Origin of the sequence: Nodularia harveyana UHCC-0300 (assembly GCF_034931085.1) — a bacterium.
Lineage (GTDB): Bacteria > Cyanobacteriota > Cyanobacteriia > Cyanobacteriales > Nostocaceae > Nodularia > Nodularia harveyana.
This window is the reverse complement of record NZ_JAYGHG010000007.1, coordinates 117,677-139,011: the sequence shown is the minus strand read 5'-3', so window position 1 is coordinate 139,011 and position 21,335 is coordinate 117,677. Positions and strand designations below refer to the sequence as shown.

Annotated in this window: 20 protein-coding genes and 1 pseudogene; 9 read left to right on the top strand and 12 right to left on the bottom strand. The window is 40.5% G+C overall.

Features of this window, described 5'->3' with window-relative positions; all coding sequences use genetic code 11:
* Window positions 1-28: 28 nt before the first annotated feature.
* The 5 genes from VB620_RS07095 to VB620_RS07075 all read left to right on the top strand — a co-directional run bounded on the left by VB620_RS07095 (window position 29) and on the right by VB620_RS07075 (window position 4,797).
* Complete coding sequence (locus VB620_RS07095; protein WP_323195436.1) at window positions 29-244, top strand: hypothetical protein; 216 nt, start codon at window positions 29-31, stop codon at window positions 242-244.
* 548 nt (window positions 245-792) lie between these two features.
* Window positions 793-1,566, top strand: a complete 774-nt coding sequence (locus VB620_RS07090) for an MlaE family ABC transporter permease (protein ID WP_323195435.1) — start codon at window positions 793-795, stop codon at window positions 1,564-1,566.
* 346 nt (window positions 1,567-1,912) lie between these two features.
* A complete protein-coding gene (locus VB620_RS07085) occupies window positions 1,913-2,644 on the top strand; it encodes a hypothetical protein (protein ID WP_323195434.1) in 732 nt (243 codons plus the stop codon).
* Between the two features lie 92 nt (window positions 2,645-2,736).
* A complete protein-coding gene (locus VB620_RS07080; RefSeq protein ID WP_323195433.1) occupies window positions 2,737-3,504 on the top strand; it encodes a DUF1350 family protein in 768 nt (255 codons plus the stop codon).
* 156 nt (window positions 3,505-3,660) lie between these two features.
* Window positions 3,661-4,797 (top strand): PP2C family protein-serine/threonine phosphatase, encoded by a 1,137-nt coding sequence (locus VB620_RS07075; protein ID WP_323195432.1) that lies wholly within the window; start codon window positions 3,661-3,663, stop codon window positions 4,795-4,797.
* On the opposite strand, the gene VB620_RS07070 is transcribed toward VB620_RS07075, so the two are convergent.
* The 3 genes from VB620_RS07070 to VB620_RS07060 form a co-directional block, all read right to left on the bottom strand.
* Entirely contained in the window at window positions 4,798-5,124 is a 327-nt protein-coding gene (locus tag VB620_RS07070) for an STAS domain-containing protein (RefSeq protein ID WP_323195470.1), read from the bottom strand.
* A gap of 353 nt (window positions 5,125-5,477) precedes the next feature.
* Window positions 5,478-5,660, bottom strand: a complete 183-nt coding sequence (locus VB620_RS07065) for a CsbD family protein (protein WP_323195431.1) — start codon at window positions 5,658-5,660, stop codon at window positions 5,478-5,480.
* Between the two features lie 222 nt (window positions 5,661-5,882).
* Complete coding sequence (locus VB620_RS07060; protein ID WP_323195430.1) at window positions 5,883-6,650, bottom strand: ChaB family protein; 768 nt, start codon at window positions 6,648-6,650, stop codon at window positions 5,883-5,885.
* A 297-nt stretch (window positions 6,651-6,947) separates the two neighbouring features.
* On the opposite strand from VB620_RS07060, the pseudogene VB620_RS07055 reads away from it, so the two are divergent.
* Window positions 6,948-7,934: pseudogene (locus VB620_RS07055) on the top strand (glycerophosphodiester phosphodiesterase); the annotation flags it as partial.
* A 12-nt stretch (window positions 7,935-7,946) separates the two neighbouring features.
* On the opposite strand, the gene VB620_RS07050 reads toward VB620_RS07055, so the two are convergent.
* From VB620_RS07050 to VB620_RS07030, 5 genes are all read right to left on the bottom strand, one after another.
* The gene (locus VB620_RS07050; RefSeq protein ID WP_323195429.1) at window positions 7,947-10,181 is read right to left on the bottom strand and encodes a glycoside hydrolase; all 2,235 of its coding nucleotides are present in this window, start codon (window positions 10,179-10,181) and stop codon (window positions 7,947-7,949) included.
* Window positions 10,126-10,341: a hypothetical protein gene (locus tag VB620_RS07045; RefSeq protein WP_323195428.1), complete on the bottom strand. Its 216-nt coding sequence runs from the start codon at window positions 10,339-10,341 to the stop codon at window positions 10,126-10,128. Before VB620_RS07045 ends, VB620_RS07050 begins: the two co-directional genes overlap by 56 nt.
* Before the next feature lie 43 nt (window positions 10,342-10,384).
* Entirely contained in the window at window positions 10,385-10,615 is a 231-nt protein-coding gene (locus VB620_RS07040) for a NifU family protein (protein WP_323195427.1), read from the bottom strand.
* A gap of 321 nt (window positions 10,616-10,936) precedes the next feature.
* Window positions 10,937-12,691, bottom strand: a complete 1,755-nt coding sequence (locus VB620_RS07035) for a sensor histidine kinase (protein WP_323195426.1) — start codon at window positions 12,689-12,691, stop codon at window positions 10,937-10,939.
* Window positions 12,692-12,870: 179 nt separating this feature from the next.
* Window positions 12,871-13,107: a hypothetical protein gene (locus tag VB620_RS07030; protein ID WP_323195425.1), complete on the bottom strand. Its 237-nt coding sequence runs from the start codon at window positions 13,105-13,107 to the stop codon at window positions 12,871-12,873.
* A gap of 518 nt (window positions 13,108-13,625) precedes the next feature.
* On the opposite strand from VB620_RS07030, the gene lepA reads away from it, so the two are divergent.
* From lepA to VB620_RS07015, 3 genes are all read left to right on the top strand, one after another.
* Window positions 13,626-15,437 (top strand): translation elongation factor 4, encoded by a 1,812-nt coding sequence (gene lepA / locus VB620_RS07025; protein WP_323195424.1) that lies wholly within the window; start codon window positions 13,626-13,628, stop codon window positions 15,435-15,437.
* A 304-nt stretch (window positions 15,438-15,741) separates the two neighbouring features.
* Window positions 15,742-16,932 carry a glycosyltransferase family 4 protein gene (locus VB620_RS07020; RefSeq protein ID WP_323195423.1) on the top strand — a complete coding sequence of 397 codons (1,191 nt, stop codon included), beginning with the start codon at window positions 15,742-15,744 and terminating at the stop codon, window positions 16,930-16,932.
* 162 nt (window positions 16,933-17,094) lie between these two features.
* The gene (locus VB620_RS07015; RefSeq protein ID WP_323195422.1) at window positions 17,095-18,111 is read left to right on the top strand and encodes a cyanophycinase; all 1,017 of its coding nucleotides are present in this window, start codon (window positions 17,095-17,097) and stop codon (window positions 18,109-18,111) included.
* Window positions 18,112-18,256: 145 nt separating this feature from the next.
* Here the strand turns inward: VB620_RS07015 and VB620_RS07010 are convergent, their stop codons facing one another.
* The 4 genes from VB620_RS07010 to bcp are packed head-to-tail and all read right to left on the bottom strand — an operon-like array spanning window position 18,257 to window position 21,303.
* Window positions 18,257-19,429 carry a cysteine desulfurase family protein gene (locus tag VB620_RS07010; protein WP_323195421.1) on the bottom strand — a complete coding sequence of 391 codons (1,173 nt, stop codon included), beginning with the start codon at window positions 19,427-19,429 and terminating at the stop codon, window positions 18,257-18,259.
* Between the two features lie 3 nt (window positions 19,430-19,432).
* Window positions 19,433-20,059, bottom strand: a complete 627-nt coding sequence (locus VB620_RS07005) for a type I restriction endonuclease (protein WP_323195420.1) — start codon at window positions 20,057-20,059, stop codon at window positions 19,433-19,435.
* A gap of 42 nt (window positions 20,060-20,101) precedes the next feature.
* Window positions 20,102-20,755 carry a type I restriction endonuclease gene (locus tag VB620_RS07000; RefSeq protein ID WP_323195419.1) on the bottom strand — a complete coding sequence of 218 codons (654 nt, stop codon included), beginning with the start codon at window positions 20,753-20,755 and terminating at the stop codon, window positions 20,102-20,104.
* A gap of 56 nt (window positions 20,756-20,811) precedes the next feature.
* Entirely contained in the window at window positions 20,812-21,303 is a 492-nt protein-coding gene (gene bcp / locus VB620_RS06995) for a thioredoxin-dependent thiol peroxidase (RefSeq protein ID WP_323195418.1), read from the bottom strand.
* Between the last annotated feature and the right edge of the window lie 32 nt (window positions 21,304-21,335).

Here is a 21,335-nt window from a genome sequence, read left to right as displayed (position 1 = left end):
AGGACTTACGTGTTATTGGTGGAGAAATATGGATGCAGATAAAAAAGCCGTTGTATCACCGGTCAATGTGCGATCGCACGCAGAAGCCGAATTAGAACTGAAGCTGCGGGAACTCAAGTTTAGACAGGAACTGAGAAAAGATTGGATTTTATTTATTGTTCGGGATGTTGTGATTTTCTCAGTGGCGATCGCCTTCGTGTTCTCTATCTGCGGCTATTCCCTATTCATCCTCATTAACAAGTAACGCACATTTAATTAATTTAGCATCTACGCATAATCTACGTTTTCTTGGCGGTATGCGCTTCGCGCCCGCTACGCGAACGATAAATCAAGATTTTTGGCAATTGTTGCGTAAGTCTTCTGATTTTTTTATTGCCAAATAGGGGATGAATTAAGTATGTATAAATAGTGAAAACAAGTGCAGGATATATGCCTCTGAATAATTACAGAAGTTTACTATATTTTCATGCTTATTTGTTAATTATTTAGATTAATTTATTAAGCACAAAAAATACTTCCGCCAATTACGGGAATCAATCAGTGTATTATTATTTCAGAATGATTCAAGGGTCTTATATCTATTTATTTAACTGCCTCATGTATCGGATGTCATCAACGACACAAATTATTAGCTTCTCTAGTAGCAAAATATTTTGATACCAGACACAATTTCAGTTAAGCTAATAACGAGGCTCAGTTTATACTTACTGAAATCTGAGGACAAGCAATAAATGTGTGCCAATTTATATCACATCCTGATATAAAGACAACAATTCCGTCTGAAGGGCAGTAATGCAACCTAAAAAAAAGTTAGATCAACTATGGATCATACGCTGTTTTGCCGCAGTGTTACTATTTGGTCAAGTTATGCTGCGTTTACTCCAAGGAAAAACTTACTACCGGAAAATTTTGTCCCACATGGTAACTGCTGGGCCGAGTTCGGTGTCTCCAGTTCTCCTTGTGGGTGGGTTTTCGGGTATGATTTTTACTATTCAAACTGCCAGAGAATTACTCAAATTTGGTGCAGTAGATGCAATAGGCGGTGCTTTTGCGTTAGCTTTTTGCCGAGAATTAGCACCAATTTTGACAGCGAGTATTGTTGCAGGTCAAGTAGGTTCTGCTTTTGCCGCCGAAATCGGTGCTATGCGAGTCACAGAACAAATTGATGCTCTTTATATGCTGAAAACAAATCCTATTGATTACTTGGTGCTTCCGAGAGTAATTGCTTGCATTTTGATGATGCCAATTATGATGATTTTTGCTTTAATTATAGGTATCACTGGCGGGGTTTTTGCTGCATCACATTTTTATAATATTGATCCGGAAACGTTTTTAGAATCTGTAAGAACTTTTTTGCACCCATCAGATTTAACGATGATTTTAGTCAAGGGACTGATTTTTGGCGCTATTGTTGCTATTAATGGCTGTAGTTGGGGACTAACGACGAAAGGAGGTGCAAAGGAGGTGGGAGAGTCAGCAACAACGGCAGTTGTCACTACTTGGGTATTAATTTTTATGATGGACTTTTTCATCTCTGTGTTGATGTTCGATAAGTCTATAATTTAGCTAGAGTCTCAAATTACAGGTGGATATGCTAAAAAATAAACATCCTTTGATGGGTGTTTTGGCAATTATGTATAATCATTTACTAATCAGATTTTATCTGAAAAAATAACATGAATTACGTAACAGTATGAAAAAATAAACCACAAATGACACAAAGTTAAGAGGGTTCCCAAGAGTTATTGCGTAAGTCATACATAACTAATTTTATTGCTAAAAAAGTATCAAATTCTACTTTAAATTATTATTTTTACTAATCATTTATATAAAAAAATCATAAATATTACTCGGAAACGAGCCATGAATAAATTTGATTGCTATATTGTAATAAATAATTAGTCTGGTGAGGATGAGGAAGGCTGTGCGTGATGATTTACGTTCCTTAGATATTAGTCAGAAAGAGTTACGAAAGTTGACTAGTTTACCTGTTAAAGATGAATTGATTATTCTTAGCCATCCTGTAAGGAGAATTTTTCAAAGGGTTATACATAAACTTAAGGGGTCTGAGGGAGCAACTGTAGTTTTTATTAGTTGTTCTATTTTGGTTGTTAGTTATTTGGTTTTTGATGTAATTATTAGACTCTTTGCTAAGTGGATTATAATTCCTAGTTGGTTATTGTTAATTATTTTAGGTTCTTGGGGTAGCGGTATTACACAGATTTATTTGTATTTATCATGGCGAAAAAAGCTAAAGATTCTGCATAAGAATATGACAAATTCTTTAGAAATACTTTTAAGCGATGTTGATAGATATAATACGATGATTAAAGCAATTGATATTAATGATCAAATAGAAGATGCTGGTAATCCTGGTGTGGTTATTAAAGAAAGAAGCAAAGTTATTGCTGCTCTGAAGCTGACAAGAAATGATTTAGTCAGAGCTTTGAAAACTGAAAGGATTTTAAGAGAAAATAAACATTTTATTCTCACGAATACAGAGTTATTTGCTAATAATTTAGCGACTTTAACGGCAATGCAAGTGACAGAAGAAGCTACGGAGCATGGTAGATTACTCAATGAAGCTTTGCAAATTGCTTTGGATGTGCAACTAGAAATGAAAAGGTTGCAAACCCAAGGCTAAAAGTAATGTTATGGGTTTTTGCCTGAAGCTACCCAGGACTGCGATCAAAGGTCTAACATAAAGAGGTGTGAATTTAGCGATCGCCTATAGGTATGGACTGGAAAGAAATTAGAGGTAACTGGGTACTGATACCGCGCAAGCCTATCGGGATTATCCATTTTTTGGGAGGTGCATTTGTAGCTACTGCACCCCATCTGACTTATCGCTGGTTACTGGAACAACTGGCTGACAAAGGTTATGTGATTATCGCTACGCCATTTGTTAATACCTTGGATCATGTGGCGATCGCTAAAAGGGCATTACTCAACTTTGAACGCACCATAGAAAGACTACATGATGCTGGGACATTACGCCAGATGTATCTGCCTACTTATGGACTAGGGCATAGTATGGGTTGTAAACTACACTTACTCATCGGTAGTCTGCTACCCGTAGAACGTGCCGGTAATATTTTAATTTCCTTCAACAACTACGCCGCTAAGGAAGCTATTCCTTTAGTCGAACAGTTAAATTCTACTTTCCTGGTTGAGTTTACACCCTCACCACAAGAAACCAACCAAATCATACATGAAAGCTACAATATTCGTCGCAATTTATTAATAAAATTTAGTAACGATACTATTGATCAATCAGCACCTTTAACCAAAATATTACAAGCTCGCTTTTCAGACATGGTGACCACACAAACCTTAGCAGGTACTCATACTACACCCTTGGGTCAAGATATCAAATGGCAACCTGGAGGATCATTTACCCCATTTGACGCTTTAGGACAATGGTTTAGACAAGAAATTTACCGAGATTTAAACCAGCTAAAACGCGCCATTCTGTTATGGATAAATCCGTTGTCATCTCCATAGAGTATTTTCTGATTTTCTAAATAAATAATTTCCGTGAATTAATTATTTTCTGATATCAAGAGGCAATTCATAAGATTTTTAATCGATTAAAACATTATGAAGGTCTTTTAGATTGATTATTTCAATTTTTTATTGACTTTTGAATTAGCATTTTATATGTTTCAAATTCTGGTAATTGATGATGATATTTCTATCCAAACACTCCTGAAAAGAATGTTAGAAAGGCAGGGCTATCAGGTAGTTACTGCGAGTAATGGAGAAGAAGGAATTGCTCAGGCGATCGCATACCAACCGGCACTAGTGATTTGTGATTGGATTATGCCAGGATTAAATGGGCTAGAAGTCTGTAAACGCATGAAAACAGATCCCAAATTATCCACTACATTCTTTATTTTTCTGACCTCTTTAGATTCCATTGCTGATCGTGTCAAAGGATTGGATGCTGGTGCAGATGATTTTATCTCTAAACCTATTGAACAAAATGAACTGAAAGCCAGAGTGAGAGCCGGATTGCGCTTGCATCAATTAAGTCAGGATTTACACAACCAAAAACTATTATTAGAAACAGAATTGACAGAAGCCGCAGAATATATGCGATCGCTCCTACCTTTACCCAGTACCGAACCTTTGAGGATCAATTCTCGCTTCATTCCTTCCCGACAACTCGGTGGCGATTGTTTCGATTACTACTGGCTAGATTCCGACTATCTAGCGATATACCTCCTAGATACAGCCGGACATGGACTCAAAGCCGCCCTTCCCTCAATTTCCGTTCTCAATTTATTACGTTCTCGCGCCTTAAAAGGTTTGAATTACTATCAACCCAGTGCCGTACTTAAAGCCTTAAATCAAACCTTCCAGATGAACTATCAAAATGATAAATATTTTACTATTTGGTATGGAGTTTATAACCGAGTTAATCGGCAGTTAATTTATTCTAGTGCGGGTCATCCCCCTGCAATATTAATATCAGGTACATCTCCCAAAAATACTAATATTGAATTACTAAAAACTCCAGGAATGCCAGTGGGAATGTTCCCAGATACCAAATATGTTGATGGCTATTGTCATATTGAAAAATCTAGTAATCTCTATATTTTTAGTGATGGTGCTTACGAAATCACAAAATCAGATGGCACACTTTGGAGCTTAGATGCTTTCATTCAAATACTTGTTAGTATACAACATACTCTTGACCGTCAATTAGAGCAGGTCTTGAATTATTTGATTGCGTTAAACTCCAAAGAGGCTTTTGATGATGACTTATCAATCCTACAAATTAATTTCGATTAATTATTTTTTAGATAGTAAAGTCTGATGAAACTGCTCTTGATCAGCAAATATCTCGAATACTTTATCCATACCTGTTAATTCAAATAATATTCTCACTTGCTCATTAATAGAACAAAGAACTAGCCTAATATCTGCTGCTCGTAAAGTTTTAAAAGCTAAGACCAAAGCCCCCAAAGCTGAACTATCCATAAAGGAAATATCTTCACAATCAACTAATATAGTTTTCGTACCAGCTTCTTTAATATCAGTAAGATGTTGTCGTAGTTCTTCTGAGTTGGTAGTATTGATAATTCCACTAAGTTTCACGATCTTGACTGCTTGATTCATCATAATAATCCCCAGATTTTTGTTAAAAATGTCATGATTTTGTTAGTATTATATCCGAATAGGTAGAATTTGGAAAAACTAGCAAAATTATAGACAAATTAGTGAATGATTAGGCAAACATCATAAATCCTAGATTGAAACTAAAAAAGTATCACAAATTTCACTTTGTCAAAAAAATATAAACATCAGATTGTACTCAGAAAACTTTTACAAATTATCATCCTTAAAATCACAACTTTAATTTGTCCCTTAATACTTACATAGTAAATACAAAACACCCCACTTTCATCGAGGAGTGGAGTGTTAAATAATCTCAGATATAGAGAATAACTTAAACTTTGGAAGACCTTAAGTTATTCTATAACTTCTTTCACTTGGTCTTTGATATTTTCTTTAGTGTGAATAACTTCCGCTTCAACCTGTTTAGCTTGACCGGTAGTTTTATCTTCTGGATTACCTGTGATTTCGGCAACTGCTTCTTGTACCTTACCTTCGATATTTTTCGCAGTAGCTTCTACTCTTTTTTCAATGCTCATATTCACTTTATAACTATCAACTATTCAATAGACTATCACTAAACATTTAGTGTCTTTATCTATCATTGGATGTATTCTGGGGAAGAAAATATACAATATTTATATTATTGTTATCTACCGCCAGAGATAAATTTAGGCTTTGGGCTTCATACTAACAGGACTTACGCACAATTAACGGCAAAAGCAAACACAGAATAAACAGCGTAAGTCCTCATTAACTAACTAAACATTCACCTTAGCTTTTGACCAAATCCCGTTTTCATCTTCGTCAAATTCCTGATGAACAGTTTTCCAAGCTGCTTGTTCAGCTTTGAATTCATCATCTGTCTGATTTAAGATGGCATTATAACGATCCATAAATGTCCGTTGAGCTGCTTTAGAAAGGTGAGAGCGAACTTCCACAGATAAATCCTCTGGACTTTTACAGGGACCGGAACAAGGATGGGTCAATGTTTTATCAGTTGTATGAATTTCTTCGCCTCGACAACTTTCCAGTAATAATTGAAATTCTCCCTGGCGATCGCTCGGTACTTCTGCCATTAAGACAAACTCACCAGCTTGTAAGCGGGTTTGATAAATTGTAGCTTGATCTTCCGGCATTCCCCAAGCAGTTAAAGCCGATACTAATCCAGCGCCAGCACTCCCGGCGATCGCACCACTCGCAGCACCTAACAACAACGCACCAATAGGACCGGCTGCGACAATTGGACCCACAAACGGAATGAATAGCACACCCACACCAGTCAGCAAGCTCAGAAACGAACCAAACAAAGAACCAAAAATAGCTCCCGTTCTTAAGCCTCCCAGAATCACATCTTTCTTACTAATAAAACCAGAAATTCGCGTTTCTGACTGGAAGTCTTTCCCCAGGATCGAAATATGATCTCTAGGTACACCCCTATCGAGTAAACGTCGAATCACTTGGTCAATTTGCTTTTCTGCTTTAAATACAGCTGATATGGTACGTTCTGCTTGATAAACTTCTGGCACTTGATACTCCTTAAAACTAATTTTCGTTATAGAAAAAGTAGATTGACTTTGATGCAGTAAATTGAAATTATCTACTTATTTTCTATTCTTGAAAAAACCTATGTACAAATTATGCAAAATATCGAGACTATAAACATCACCCAGAGGAAAGATTATTCAACATAATTAATTACCACTTAAGGTTAGGTTTAATATGTCTATTAACGGATAAATACTATGGTCAGTGAGACCCAAGAACCACAAACCCGCCAGTCAGGATAAGCTGATAGATTAATTAGTTCTATGAAAAATAACTTTAATACTCTCAATGGTCAATCACCGATTGTCATTGCACATCGGGGAGCCAGTGGTGAATTACCGGAACATACTTTGGCGGGTTATCAACTGGCTATAGAACGCGGTGCTGATTTTATTGAACCTGACTTAGTTTCTACCCAGGATGGGGTATTGATTGCCCGTCACGAGGCTAATATGATTAATACTACCGATGTTGTAAATCGTCCAGAATTTAGCGATCGCCACACCACCAAAATCATCGACGGAGTTACTCACACAGGCTTTTTTGCCTCAGACTTCACCCTGGCAGAAATCAAGACCCTGCGGGCAATTATGCCCCAAAACTTCCGCCCCCAACAGTTTAACGGTCTCTATGAAATTCCTACCTTAGTAGAAATCATCCAGTTAGTGCAGCAGGTAGAAACTCATACAGGCAAAAAAATTGGCATTTATCCCGAAACCAAACACCCAACTTTTCACGATACTTTGGGTTTGTCCCTAGAAGCACCCCTGCTAGAAACCCTAGCCAGAAATAATTTTACTGACCCCAATCGAATTTATATTCAATCCTTTGAAGTCAGCAACCTGAAACAACTCAGTCAACAAACCGATATACCTTTAATTCAGTTACTCGGTGCAAATGGGATCAATCTTGATGGTTCACTCATAGAAACTCAACCTTACGATTTTGTCGTCAGTGGTGAACCCCGCACCTACGCTGACCTGCGAACACCAGCAGGTTTAGTAGAAATTGCCACCTACGCCTCTGGTATTGGTCCCTGGAAACGGATGATTGTCTCAACTCTCTCCGTACCCACCACCCTGGTAGAAGATGCCCATACCGCAGGTTTACTTGTACATCCTTATACCTTCCGCAATGAAGAACGTTTCCTAGCTGCTGAGTACCAAGGTAATCCCGCCCTGGAATACATACAGTTTATTAATTTAGGTATTGATGGCTACTTTACAGACTTTCCTGGTACAGGTCGGGAAGTCCGCGACCAATTGGGGTGAAGAAATTTAAGGTACTTCAATGGGAATTAAACCATTTTCTGGCAAATAGTCGCGGTAACGTCCTTCGTCTGCTAGGACTAATACTAGGCGCACGGGATAATCTGGCGAAATTTGCAAATCAGCCCAGGGGACGGCAATTTCTAAGCAATCATTTAAAGCAACTTGGGCGCGGGTATAACGGGGACACCATTCATAATGTTCTCCAGCTTCCTGAAACTGGGTTGATTGGGTGAGTAAGTTAATTGCGAGATGGTGGTGGTAGTGGTAATTAAGTGGGGCGATATCTGGAACATCTGCGATGGGGATGGGGCTATTGTGCATTGTCTTATTAGGGTAGAACCACAATAAGTTCAACTCTTCAGGTAAATCTCGTCCGGGAATTACACCATTTTTCAAGTCTAGGCGCACATAGAAATTTAGGTGATCTACGCCGTACCACAGGCGCTGAATGACGCTGCTATTGTGCATAGTTCCCCGCGCCCCGCCAATTTCTATGCGTCCGGCTTTGTCCCAGTCCTGTTCATCACCTTTACCATCAATGATGGGATGGATAAATCCTTGTGGTTTATGGTCGCCTTGGGCTTGATGATTTTCTAGGGGTTGGCGGAGATAAGATGGGGCTGGTTCATTTAAGGCTTGGTAAATTCCTAACAGGTGTTGCCGAAATAATTGGTCGAAAATGGCATCCTGATTAGAAGAATGTCCTTCTCCAAACCACCAGAACCAATCGGAACCTTCGGCGGCGTATAGGGCTTCCCAGGCTGCTGGGTTGGTTTCTTCGGTGGCTTCGGGATGTTGGGCGAGGGTGGCTCTGGCGTGGGCTAGGTAGTCCCAGGCGCGATTTTTTACCGGGTCGCCGATCCAGGTGGTGAAACTACCATCTACCCAGGAACCGCTATGTAGCTGTTCTGCGGGAATTGTGGCTGTGGGGGGAAATTGTTCTAGAAATTCGGAGACGGTGACTAGTTTGAGATGGGGTTCGTCGCTTAAGCTTTGATATAGTGCTTCTAAGAAGGGTTTGCCGTCTTGGGGATAAAATTCCCAACAGTTTTCGCCGTCTAAGGCAATGGTGACTAGCCAAGGTTGTTCGCTATGGCTTTCTTTTTGCATTTTGGCGATCGCCTGTAAGTGTCCCACCAAGTCTGCTGCGGCTTGTTTGGGGGACATGGAACTGTAGGTAAAACCAATTAAATCTGACAATCTATGGTCACGAAAGACAATGGAGACATCACCGGCGGGAGTTTCCAGGCGATAGGGTCTATATAATAATTCTGGTTGCTGGATGTTTCCGGCTCCATCTCGGTAGAAAAAGTGTTTCAGCGACCAACCCAAAACCGCTTCATCTGAGCAAATCCACTTGAATCCTTGTTTAATAATATACGGAAGAATTTCTGGGCTGACTGATTGCTCGGAAGGCCATAAACCCCGTGGCTCCTGCCCAAAACGCTCTGTGTATAGTTCCCAAGCCTTACGCAAGTGGCGGGGAATGTCTTCTACCCACTGAAACCGATGTTGAGGTAGTGTCATTCCAGGTACTGCTATCTGCCCAGAGTTGGTATCAGCTAATAAGGGCAAAATCGGGTGAGTGTAGGGCGTGGTGGTAACTTCTAGCTGCCCAGTACCTTGCATTTTCCGGTGTTGGGGGATAATGCGGCTGAGAATTTCGCGCTGTTTGGAATATATGCGCTGGCGATCGCTTAAAGTAAAATTCCGACCCTGCTTAAACCAAGCTGCAATTTCCGGATCATCCCAAAACAAAGGATCAATCCAGGCCAGATTATGCCATGCCAACAAATCACTGTAATCTGGCAATTGCCAATTAGCCAAACACCAATCCTGCCCCTTTTCCTGTCTTTGGTCATATAACTCCCTATAGCGGGGATGGGGGTCAATTAGAGTATGGTGATTAGCATCAAAAAAGTGTTGGATAATAAATTCTCTTTGTTCCTGAGTTATTTGAGCATCAGGAGTCAAACTCGCAATTAAATAAGGATCAAAAGCAGTCCCTGCAATATAATCTTCTAGCTGTAATATTAGGGACGGGACTAAATTTACCGTCTGGTGTAACTTCGGATACTTCTCTAAAATTAATATTAAATCTAAATAATCTTTCGTGCCATGCAATCTCACCCAAGGTAAGCGGTAATCCTGACTGGTAGAAGGGACTGCACTGCTGTTAGGAGATTTATACAGAGGCTGGTGTTGATGCCAAATAAAAGCAATGTGTAATGGATGAGACATATAAAATGGTAGAAAATGAGGAATTGGGTGTGGGGTAAAGACTATAGCTAACCCCGGAAACCCGCAAAATCGCACCTTTATTTCTCGTCTCCGCTTGCGGTGAACCAGCGCTGTAGTCGGGTTTCCCACCGTAGGCGAAGGGGTTGGGGGTGGGGTTCAATATTCTGTTAACAGGAATTGATATGATACCACCACCCCGGTAATTACATTATTTGCTCAATTTCCGCGATTTCGGGAATAATTTCCTTCAGACGACGTTCAATACCCATTCTCAAAGTCATAGCAGAACTAGGACAAGAACCACAAGCACCTTGTAACCGCAGCTTCACAATTGGGCCATCCAATTCTACGAGTTCCACGTTACCGCCATCAGATATCAAGTAAGGGCGCATTTCATCCAAGACTGTTTCCACGTTTTCAATTGTCAGTTCCATTGTTTCAGACCTCTTGTATTAGGAAAATGTTGATATTCCTAGTTTAATAACTTAATTTTAGATACAATCGCCCCTAGATTTTGTGTTGACAAGATTTCCAACGCTGATATGTCAACAACTGCTGGTATCTTATACCATTTCTCGATCAAACCGTCCTGAATTTCCTTCCTGTTTTATTTGTCTACTTTCCGGCCTCAAGCCCTGGGAGTATACCCTGCGCGACTGGTTAAGCGAGACAGCGCAACCCAACGCATTTGTTGGGTTTCATGCTTCAACCCAACCTACGAATTAAGGCTTTTTTCAATTTGGCTAAGGTATTACTCAATGACAAGAACGTAATACAGGTTGTTGATACAGAGGTACTGTGAAGGTGACAGTGGAACCGAGTCCTTCGCCCAGACTGTAAAAATGGACTTCGCCACCCATGGCCTCTATCAGCTTTTGGGATATAGCCAGTCCCAAACCAGTACCGCCATACTGACGAGTCCGGGAACCATCAACTTGAGAGAATAATTGAAAAAGTTTATCTTGTTTGTCTAGAGAAACACCAATGCCTGTATCTGCAACTCTTACCCTGACCATTCCTGGAAATTCTTCTCCTTGGAATTGGGTCGGCTTCAACATTAAATCAGCGCTGACAGTAATGCCACCTTCTTGGGTAAATTTAATGGCATTGTTCGCTAAATTCAGTATAACTTGTAACAGCCTTTGGTAATTACCTTGAACAATAATTTCATCTGATGTGGGCTGTATCTGTATCCGAAAACTCAAGTTTCTGGACTCTGCTTGGGGACGCAGAAAATTTTCCACATCATCAAATAGCTCGTTTAGCTTGACTGGGGAGCAAACTAGCTCCATTTTCCCAGCTTCGATTTTGGCTATATCTAAAATATCGTTAATAATATGTAGCAGATTTATGGATAGATGATGGGCTTCTGAGATGAACTGATGTTGTTCTTCCGGGTCATCTGCCATTCCTTCTAAAATCAGCTTTAAAAATCCGATCATTCCGTTCAGGGGAGTCCGAATTTCATGGGAGACATTAGCTAAAAATTCGCTTTTGAGGCGGGATGCTGCTTCTGCTTTTTGACGGGCTGCTTCTAGTTCTTTGTATAAGGTAGCATGAGCGATCGCCGTTCCCAACTGATCGGCAAACTCTTTTGCTAGTTCTAGTTCCCCATCCGTCAATGGATAAAATTCATCTCGCAGACTAATGGCAATTAATCCGTTAGCCTGGTCTTGATAGCAAGTTGCGACTACTAAGATCTTCTGTTGGGGAAACAGATTATACCCCGATACCTCCATGACGACGGGTTCTAATGTTGCCAAGGCCTGGGCAAAGGCTGGCTCAGAAGTTACATTTATTTCTAAGCCCAGCATGGAAGCACGGTCTGGCTGATGATACTCTGCAATTACCCGGATTTTAGAACTAGAAGGGTAGTAAGGACAGATAATGCAACGCTCTAGCCGCAGGGCTTTTCCCAAACTGTCAACTGTTTGTTGCCAAATGACATCTAAATCCAATGTCCGGCGAATATTTCTGGTAATTTTATTTACCAGTTTCTGGTATGGTGGGCTACCCCCAGTTTTCCGCAGTAAACGTAAAGCCAATTCTACCTGTGTAAGTTCCGGTGCGATCGCCTTAATTTCTGGTTTGTTGCGAGTCATTTGTAACAACCGTCCCATGACCAAAACTGTACTCGCAGTAGTTCCCAATGGTGGCATCATTGGGGAAATCACTAACTCCAACTCCAACAATTCTTGGCGGTAGCTAAACCAGCATTGCAACCTCTCCGGCACCAAACTAGTTAAAATCCGGTGCAGTCGTTCCAAGTAAGCACCATTGTCTAGAGGAACAAAAACTTTGTCCTCCTGGCATTGATTAACTATTTGCTTCGGATTTAATCCCCAGAGTTCGCTCTGCTGCCAATAAAATGTCAGATAGCGTCCTGACCCATCTTGGGTATATACCAACTCAGAACCGACATTGGGCAAAGATTTATCGGTTTTACTAGTCGAATATTCCAGATTCTGGGGAAAGAAGTCAGCCAATTGGGAGTTAGCAATAATAGTCATTAATCGAGTTGGATAGACAAATGGCAACTCAAAACGGTTTAGCTCCAGCTGCTCAAAAAAATTTGGCGTAATTTATTACAGCTTTTGCATCCTTACATTCGGTATTTTGGCTTTTATTGAATCTAGATTGAGCAACTTTACATGATTTTTATTTTGTATTTACTGTTTGTTTATTGATGTCAATCATTCCACTCACCCCGTGGCGGCACAGGTATGCGCCGAGGAGTTCTTGTTAGTTCATCATCTCTGGGAATTTCACCGCGTAACCATTGACGAATTGCCACCTCAATTACTTTACTCGGATCATTGGTGAGGTGCTGAATTTTTTCTACTAACTCCGAGTCCAGGCGGACAGCGATTTCTACCTTATCGGTTCGTTGTTGCTCCGCTCCGGTAGCTTTCTCTTTCATATTCATAGGTTTATATAGTCAGAGATTGTTAGGTCTAAAGCTTTGTCCTGCGGTGATTATCTACCATGAGCGTGAGTTAAGTCACTACTATGAAGCGCTAATTGACTACATAGTGAGATTTTTTCGCCAAAATCCTATTCAACTCACAAGATTTAATTTTCAAAGGTAAATTTGATCAAAGTCGCTCAACAATGGCTCTAGAATTTGTGTCAGTAAACCAGTAGTTATAGGCAGTTACGCTGTGTAACTGCCCACGGTCTCTACATTATTTACCTATATATATTTATTGTACGCTCCTGATTGGTCAATCCCATCATGTAAAATAGACATTACATATAGACTTTACATATATTTTTTAAACTCAATCTTTAATAATCCCTGGGCTAGATATGGTGGGAAGATGGTAAATCTGAAATTCCAAATTGTTTCATGCTCCCAAAACAGCGTCTGGGCTAATAAAGCATTAAAATATATGAAGTAAATTCCTTGTTTAACTTTACCTGACACTTCAGCAAAAATAGTATATGACTGACGTTCCCGCAGATCGCATTCGCAATTTTTGTATTATTGCTCACATTGACCACGGGAAATCTACCCTCGCAGATCGCTTGCTACAAGCTACTGGCACTGTGGATGAGCGCAAAATGAAGGAGCAGTTCCTCGACAACATGGATCTTGAACGGGAGCGCGGCATTACCATTAAGCTGCAAGCTGCCCGGATGAATTACAAGGCCAAAGATGGTCAGGAATATGTTCTGAATTTGATTGATACCCCTGGCCACGTGGATTTTTCCTATGAAGTTTCCCGCAGTCTTGTGGCTTGTGAAGGGGCGCTGTTAGTAGTAGATGCTTCTCAAGGTGTAGAGGCGCAAACTTTAGCCAATCTCTATTTGGCTTTGGAACATGACCTGGAAATTATCCCGGTTTTAAACAAGATTGATTTGCCTGGCGCAGAACCAGAGCGGGTAATTGCCGAAATAGAAGAAATTATTGGTTTAGATTGTAGTGGTGCTATTCTGGCCTCTGCCAAAGAGGGAATTGGCATTAGTGAAATTTTAGAGGCTGTGGTAGAACGCATCCCACCCCCCAAAGACACTCTGGATGCACCTTTACGGGCATTAATTTTTGATAGCTATTACGATATCTACCGGGGTGTAATTGTTTATTTCCGGGTGATGGATGGCAAAATCAAAAAAGGCGATCGCGTTTATTTGATGGCATCCGAGAAAGAATACGTCATAGACGAATTAGGCGTACTTTCTCCCACCGAAAAGCAAGTAGAAGAACTCCACGCCGGAGAAGTAGGCTATTTTGCCGCCGCCATTAAAGCTGTAGCTGATGCGCGGGTAGGAGACACCATTACTTTATCTAAAGCTAAAGCCACAACCCCTTTACCTGGTTACACAGAAGCCAAGCCAATGGTATTTTGTGGGATGTTCCCCATTGATGCTGACCAATTTGAAGACCTGCGCGAAGCTTTAGAAAAACTGGGACTCAACGACGCAGCCCTGCAATACGAACCAGAAACCTCTAGCGCTATGGGCTTTGGTTTCCGTTGTGGGTTCTTGGGGTTACTGCACATGGAAATTGTTCAGGAACGTTTAGAGCGAGAATACAATCTGGACTTAATTATTACAGCCCCTTCGGTTGTTTACCGTGTAATTACCCTGAAAGGGGAAGAACTGTATATAGATAATCCCAGTCGCTTACCCGCTCCCAACGACCGCGAAAAAATTGAGGAACCCTACGTTAAGGTAGAAATGATTACGCCGGAAACCTACGTGGGCAGTTTGATGGAACTGTCACAAAATCGGCGCGGCATTTTCAAGGATATGAAATATCTCGCCCAAGGACGCACCACACTCACTTATGAGTTACCTTTGGCGGAAGTAGTTACCGACTTTTTTGACCAGATGAAGTCGAGATCGCGCGGTTATGCCAGTATGGAATATCATCTCATCGGCTACCGCGAAAATCCCTTGGTGAAACTGGATATCATGATTAACGGTGATCCCGTTGATTCCTTAGCCATGATTGTTCACCGAGATAAAGCTTATGGTATGGGGCGGTCAATGGCAGAAAAACTCAAAGAACTCATACCCCGACATCAATTTAAAGTGCCAATTCAGGCATCAATTGGTAGTAAAGTCATCGCCAGTGAACACATCCCCGCCTTGCGAAAAGACGTACTCGCTAAGTGCTACGGTGGCGACATCAGCCGGAAAAAGAAACTCTTGCAGAAACAAGCCAAAGGTAAAAAGCGGATGAAATCTGTGGGAACTGTGGATGTACCCCAGGAAGCTTTTATGGCTGTGTTGCGTTTAGACCAAAGCTAACCACCTTCACACCTGAATATCCAAAACCTGTCCCTTTCCTGATTCAGGAGAGGGAAATATTTTTTTATCGTTGTTTTTTTTTGACGAGCAACCTTTGTTTCCGTCGTCACCCACCGCAACATCCCTAGTCCCCAATTCCCAGCAATAAAAAACAGAAAGTCTTTTCTCCTCTTTCTCTGGTTGTGTTATTTTGATTTATCAGCTCTGTCCAAAAATTGTAGTAAATATACTCACTAGAATTAGCATCTTTGTATTTTTAGATAAATGTAGTTGTTTAGAGATTTATACCGTATAGGAGAGTTTAATGAAAATACTGGTGCTGAGTTGGGAGTTTCCGCCGAGGATAGTGGGGGGAATTTCCCGTCATGTGGCGGAATTATATCCGGAACTAGTGAAGCTAGGACATAAAATCCACCTACTTACTTCGGAGTTTGGTGAAGCGGCGATGTCTGAAATAGTTGAGGGAATTCATGTTCATCGCGTAGCAGTTGCAAATAGTCATGACTTTTTCCACTGGGTAGGAAATCTTAACCAGAGTATGGGAGATTACGGTGGTAAGTTAATTCTGGAGGAAGGAGGATTTGATTTAATTCATGGTCATGATTGGTTAGTTGGAGATGCTGCGATCGCTCTAAAGCATAACTTTAAAATCCCCCTAATTGCCACCATCCACGCCACCGAATACGGTAGACATAATGGTATTCATACTCCTATTCAAAGTTATATAAATCACAAAGAACATTTACTAGCTGATAACGCCTGGCGAATTATCGTCTGTACAGACTATATGCGGCGAGAGATCCAACAAGCCTTACATAATCCCGAAGACAAAATTGATATTATTTATAACGGGATTCGACCAGAAAAGAAACAACACGACGACAGCTTTCATGCTCAAGCTTTTCGCCGCCAATTTGCCGCCGACCATGAAAAAATTGTTTATTATGTTGGTCGCATGACTTATGAAAAAGGTATCTCTGTATTAATTAACGCCGCCCCTCAAGTCCTAAAGTCAATGGGAGGGAATGTCAAATTTGTGATTATTGGTGGGGGAAATACAGACTCTTTTCAACATCAAGCCAGAGATTTAGGAATTTTCCACAAGTGTTATTTTACCGGATTCCTCTCGGATTCTTACTTGGATAAATTTCAAACCATCGCCGACTGTGCCGTATTTCCCAGTCTTTACGAACCCTTTGGTATTGTAGCTTTAGAAAGTTTTGCCTCTCGTGTTCCTGTAGTCGTATCCAATACCGGGGGATTTCCCGAAGTAGTGCAGCACACCAAAACAGGCATAGTTACCCAGGCCAACAACCCCGATTCCCTCGCCTGGGGAATTTTAGAGGTTTTGCAAAATCCTGGTTATCGCCAATGGTTGATTGATAACGCTTACAGAGATTTAGCCCAACGCTTCAACTGGACAAAATTAGCAAAAAAAACAGAGGCAGTGTATCAGCGAGTTCTGCAAGAGCGATCGCAAACTATCTGGCATTAAATATTACAAGAAATCCAAAGCTTTTAGTCACATAGTCTAGAGAATTAAAGATTACTCCAGATTCTTAGACGTTAAAAAACAGTACAATCCCTGTACGCTGGAAATTTTCCCCTTTTTGGTGCGAGAGTTAGCAGTAATTGTGGTTTGCACCAGCAACTTAATATGACCAAGGTATTCCCAAACATAGCAAAGTGGTTAAAGACTCTAGGAACCTCATGGATAAAGATGGGAGCCGAAATCATATCCCGTCTCAGAGCATTCCTCACACCCCAGTACCAAGAGAAAATAGATTTACGTCCCCCCTTAGCAGGCCCTGTGCATCTTTTAGGCGGTGGTGGACCAGATGTTGAAGAAGCCATTCAATGGATGATTAATCAAGTCAGAGAATCAGCTAGCTATTCCCACAAAGTTAATGTTATAGTCCTCCGCACTTACGGCGGTGATGATTACAATCGCGTCATTTACAATATGCAGGGAGTTAACTATGTAGAGACCCTAGTCATTAGCAATCGCCAAGATGCCAACAGACCAGACATTCTCGATAAAGTTAAAAATGCTGGCGTAATCTTCTTTGCTGGTGGCGACCAATGTCAATACATCCGCAATTGGAAAAACACCAAATTGGAAACGGTGATTAAATCAGTTTACGCCAAAGGCGGTGGTATTGGCGGCACTAGTGCCGGTGCAATGATTCAAAGTGATTACGTCTACGATGCTTGTGCTTCTTCCGAAGAAGGTATTGAAACCAGAGAAGCCCTCGAAGATCCTTACTTAGATATTACCTTCACCTATAACTTTTTTCCCTGGAGTCACTTGAGGGGAACCATCATCGATACCCATTTTGACCGCCGGAAAAGAATGGGTAGAATCATGGCTTTTATCGCCCGTCAAATTCAGGATGGCGTATCCAAAAGTGTTTTAGGGATAGCCATTAACGAAGAAACATCAGTTGTGGTCGATAAATTCGGTATGGCTAAAGTCATGGGTAGAGGTGCAGCCTATTTTGTCTTAGGAGACCATCCACCAGAAGAATGCAAACCCGGAACACCCTTAACATTTTGTGATTACAAAATTTGGCGCGTTCCCCGTGGCGATACCTTCAACCTCAGAAATTTACCCAGCAGAGGTTATTATCTCCGCAGCGTCAAACGCGGACGGTTGTCTTCAGACCCCTATTAAATCAGTGAACAGTTAACAGTTAACAGTTATCACGCCGATTTAGTCGGAATCTTTGACAATTGTTAATTGGGAACTGGAAAACATTATTCTACACTCTTGTGGTGCGGGCATACTATGGCAGACTCAGTACAAGTCTTGCCCGCCTTTATATTCTCGCTCTCGTCGTCATAGACTGTAAACTTTCAACAGTAGAAATTACCTGCTGTGCTACCGTGTCTATTTCCTCAGCCGTATTAAATCGTCCAATACCAAACCTGACCGCAGCATAAGCTAACTTTTCCGAATGTCCCAAAGCTGTCAGCACATGAGAAGGCGCTGTACTTGTAGAAGAACAAGCAGAACCAGAAGAAACCGCCATCACTGGCTGCAAACCTAACAATAACGCCGCCCCATCTACATCCTCAACACTAATATTTAAATTTCCCGCCAGTCGCTGGGTGAGATGTCCATTCAGGTGAACCCCTGACAATTGGGAAAGCTGTTCCCATAACCTTTGTCTCAGTGCCATGAGGCGTTTATTTTCCGTCTCTTGGGCGGCTAAAGCAATTTCGACAGCTTTGCCAAAACCGACAATTTGGGGTGTGTACAAAGTCCCAGAACGCCTTCCTCGTTCATGTCCACCGCCATGCTGTTGGGGTGCAATTTGCACTCTCGGATTACGCCGACGGACGTATAAAGCCCCAATACCCTTTGGTCCATATACTTTATGTGCAGTCAGCGACATCAAATCAACTTTCATCGCCTCTACATCCAGGAAAATTTTACCAATAGCTTGGGCTGCATCTGTATGGAAAATTATCTGATTTTCCCGGCACATTTCCCCAATTTCTGCCAACGGTTGTAATACCCCAATTTCATTATTTGCAGCCATGACTGAAACCAAAATTGTTTCCGGTCGCAAGGCTTTTTTTAACTCAGTTAAATCAATTAACCCATCTGGTTGAACTGGGAGAACAGTAATCTCAAAACCCAGAGATTTTAAATAAGTACAAGGGTCAAGCACTGCACTATGTTCTGTAGCCACAGTAATAATATGCTGACCTTTGGAAAAATAAGCTTCAGCTACACCTTTAATAGCTAAATTATTCGCCTCTGTTGCACCACTTGTAAATACAATTTCTTCTGGTATCGCATTAATAGCTGCGGCTAATATTTCCCTTGATTTTTTTACAGCCGCTTCTGCTTCCCAACCGTAAACATGACCAATACTAGATGGATTACCAAAGTGTTCTGTAAAATAGGGAATCATTGCGGCTAATACCCGTTCATCTACAGGTGTAGTCGAGTGAGAATCGAGATATATAGGACGAATAGACATAAATTAACTTAAAATTTGGCTGAGGTTTTTTAAAATACTGAGGACTTTATATAATTCATTTTCTCTTTTTAATAATGTAAATTGGTCAGACAAAGCATAGTGGGGAATATTTTCTTGAATAAACTTCAGAAAAATAAACTCACTACCATTAGTCACACATCCAAACACAGCTTTTTCTGGATGAGGATTAGCTAACATATAAGTCAGTGCTTGGGGTATAGCTTCTAGAAGAGAAAAACTAGAGCGTTTAGATTCAATTACCAATAACCAGAATTGTGCTTGAATTACTAGAACATCAATTCTACCTCGAATAATTTCTCCGTTATCTTCCGCCGAAATTTCAATTGATTGTTCACTTCTAATAAAAAAGGGTTCGTCATAAAACCCAGCCAGATTTAGCAAAGGTGATAAAACGACTAATTTTACGGTTTCTTCGGATAAAGGAGGATATTTTACTAACCGCAGAAAATGAGATTTTATTTTGTCTAACTCTTGTTTTTCTAAATCTCTAGTTTCCGGTAAATTCTCCAACCATTCTGGAAAAAAGTTCTCATCTTTAGCCTGTTGCAGACCAAATCTGTCTTCTAAATAGGCGAGTCCAACATTTTGCGCTTGGATAAATTGAACCATATTTTTCTGAGAATATATAATTTGGTTAATTAGAACAAACCATTACCTAAAGCTTTGACCTAGTTTCATTAAAATTTGGACAATTTTATATAATTCATTTTCACGTCTATATAAACTGAATCTATCAGACAAAGCATATATTACGGCTTTATTTTGTTTAATTAATTTGATAAATTGGAAATCTTCCCCATTCATGATTAACGAATAGACAGGATAATCAGAAGTAGGCGCAGCTATCATGTAAGTAAGTGCTTGAGGTATTGCTTTCGCTAAGGAAAAACTAGAACGTTTAGATTCTATAATCAATATCCATAATTTATTTTGTATAACTAATACATCGATTTTACCCTTAATAATTTCCTGAGGCGATTCTGACCCTTCTTGATTAATAATAGTTTCGCTAATCTTGATAGATTCTTCTGTGGCGATGTAAAAGGGATAACGATAAAACCCAGCTAAATCTAGTAAGGGAGACAGGACTACCATTTTTACTGCTTCTTCTAGCAGAGGAGTAGTTTCAAATAAGCTGAGATAGTTACTTTTAACTCTATCTAAGTATTGCTTTTCTAATTCAGAAATTTCAGGTAAAGAGTCAAACCACTCTGTAAAAAATTGCTGGTCTTCCGATTTCTCTACAGCAAAATTTTCTTTTAAGTAAGCGAGGGTGATATTCTGCGCTGGAATAACTTGAACCATGTTTGTTGCAACTGGCGAAAAGTCTTATACCTACCTCGATGATAGCGCTATTAGGCTCACTGAGGATTTGAAGTGGCTGCTAATTCCTGTAATTTAGTTAATACTGCTTGTGCGTGACCTTTGGTTTTGACATTCGGCCAGGTGTAGGCAATTATCCCATCAGGTGAGATGAGAAATGTTGACCGGGCGACACCCATATATTCTTTCCCCATGAATTTTTTTAAGCGCCACGCGCCATAGGCTTCTATAAGATGATGTTCTGGGTCACTTAAGAGGGTGATGGATAAGCTATGTTTATCAATAAATTTACAATGGGCTTTTTGTGTGTCTGGACTGACACCTAATATTTTTGCTCCCAGGTTGCTGAAGTCTGGAGTCAAGTCTGTAAAGTCTTTGGCTTCGGTGGTACAGCCTGGGGTATTATCTTTGGGGTAAAAGTAGAGTACAACCCACTGTCCGCTAAAATCACTGGTGCTAATGGGCTGATTATTTTGGTCTGGTATGGGTAGGTTAGGCGCAGTTTGTCCAGTTTCGGGGATGTTAGTCATGATGAGCGTGATATGAGAAGGGCATCAAGATT

Excerpts from the sequence above, each read along its gene's own strand:
- VB620_RS07085 (WP_323195434.1), top strand. The coding sequence starts at position 1,913 with ATGAGGAAGGCTGTGCGTGATGATTTACGTTCCTTAGATATTAGTCAG.
- VB620_RS07000 (WP_323195419.1), bottom strand. The coding sequence starts at position 20,755 with ATGGTTCAAGTTATTCCAGCGCAGAATATCACCCTCGCTTACTTAAAA.
- VB620_RS07005 (WP_323195420.1), bottom strand. The coding sequence starts at position 20,059 with ATGGTTCAATTTATCCAAGCGCAAAATGTTGGACTCGCCTATTTAGAA.
- VB620_RS07065 (WP_323195431.1), bottom strand. The coding sequence starts at position 5,660 with ATGAGCATTGAAAAAAGAGTAGAAGCTACTGCGAAAAATATCGAAGGT.
- VB620_RS07095 (WP_323195436.1), top strand. The coding sequence starts at position 29 with ATGGATGCAGATAAAAAAGCCGTTGTATCACCGGTCAATGTGCGATCG.
- VB620_RS07010 (WP_323195421.1), bottom strand. The coding sequence starts at position 19,429 with ATGTCTATTCGTCCTATATATCTCGATTCTCACTCGACTACACCTGTA.
- VB620_RS07020 (WP_323195423.1), top strand. The coding sequence starts at position 15,742 with ATGAAAATACTGGTGCTGAGTTGGGAGTTTCCGCCGAGGATAGTGGGG.
- VB620_RS07075 (WP_323195432.1), top strand. The coding sequence starts at position 3,661 with ATGTTTCAAATTCTGGTAATTGATGATGATATTTCTATCCAAACACTC.
- VB620_RS07015 (WP_323195422.1), top strand. The coding sequence starts at position 17,095 with ATGACCAAGGTATTCCCAAACATAGCAAAGTGGTTAAAGACTCTAGGA.
- VB620_RS07080 (WP_323195433.1), top strand. The coding sequence starts at position 2,737 with ATGGACTGGAAAGAAATTAGAGGTAACTGGGTACTGATACCGCGCAAG.
- VB620_RS07070 (WP_323195470.1), bottom strand. The coding sequence starts at position 5,124 with ATGAATCAAGCAGTCAAGATCGTGAAACTTAGTGGAATTATCAATACT.
- bcp (WP_323195418.1), bottom strand. The coding sequence starts at position 21,303 with ATGACTAACATCCCCGAAACTGGACAAACTGCGCCTAACCTACCCATA.
- VB620_RS07030 (WP_323195425.1), bottom strand. The coding sequence starts at position 13,107 with ATGAATATGAAAGAGAAAGCTACCGGAGCGGAGCAACAACGAACCGAT.
- lepA (WP_323195424.1), top strand. The coding sequence starts at position 13,626 with ATGACTGACGTTCCCGCAGATCGCATTCGCAATTTTTGTATTATTGCT.
- VB620_RS07090 (WP_323195435.1), top strand. The coding sequence starts at position 793 with ATGCAACCTAAAAAAAAGTTAGATCAACTATGGATCATACGCTGTTTT.
- VB620_RS07040 (WP_323195427.1), bottom strand. The coding sequence starts at position 10,615 with ATGGAACTGACAATTGAAAACGTGGAAACAGTCTTGGATGAAATGCGC.
- VB620_RS07035 (WP_323195426.1), bottom strand. The coding sequence starts at position 12,691 with ATGACTATTATTGCTAACTCCCAATTGGCTGACTTCTTTCCCCAGAAT.
- VB620_RS07050 (WP_323195429.1), bottom strand. The coding sequence starts at position 10,181 with ATGTCTCATCCATTACACATTGCTTTTATTTGGCATCAACACCAGCCT.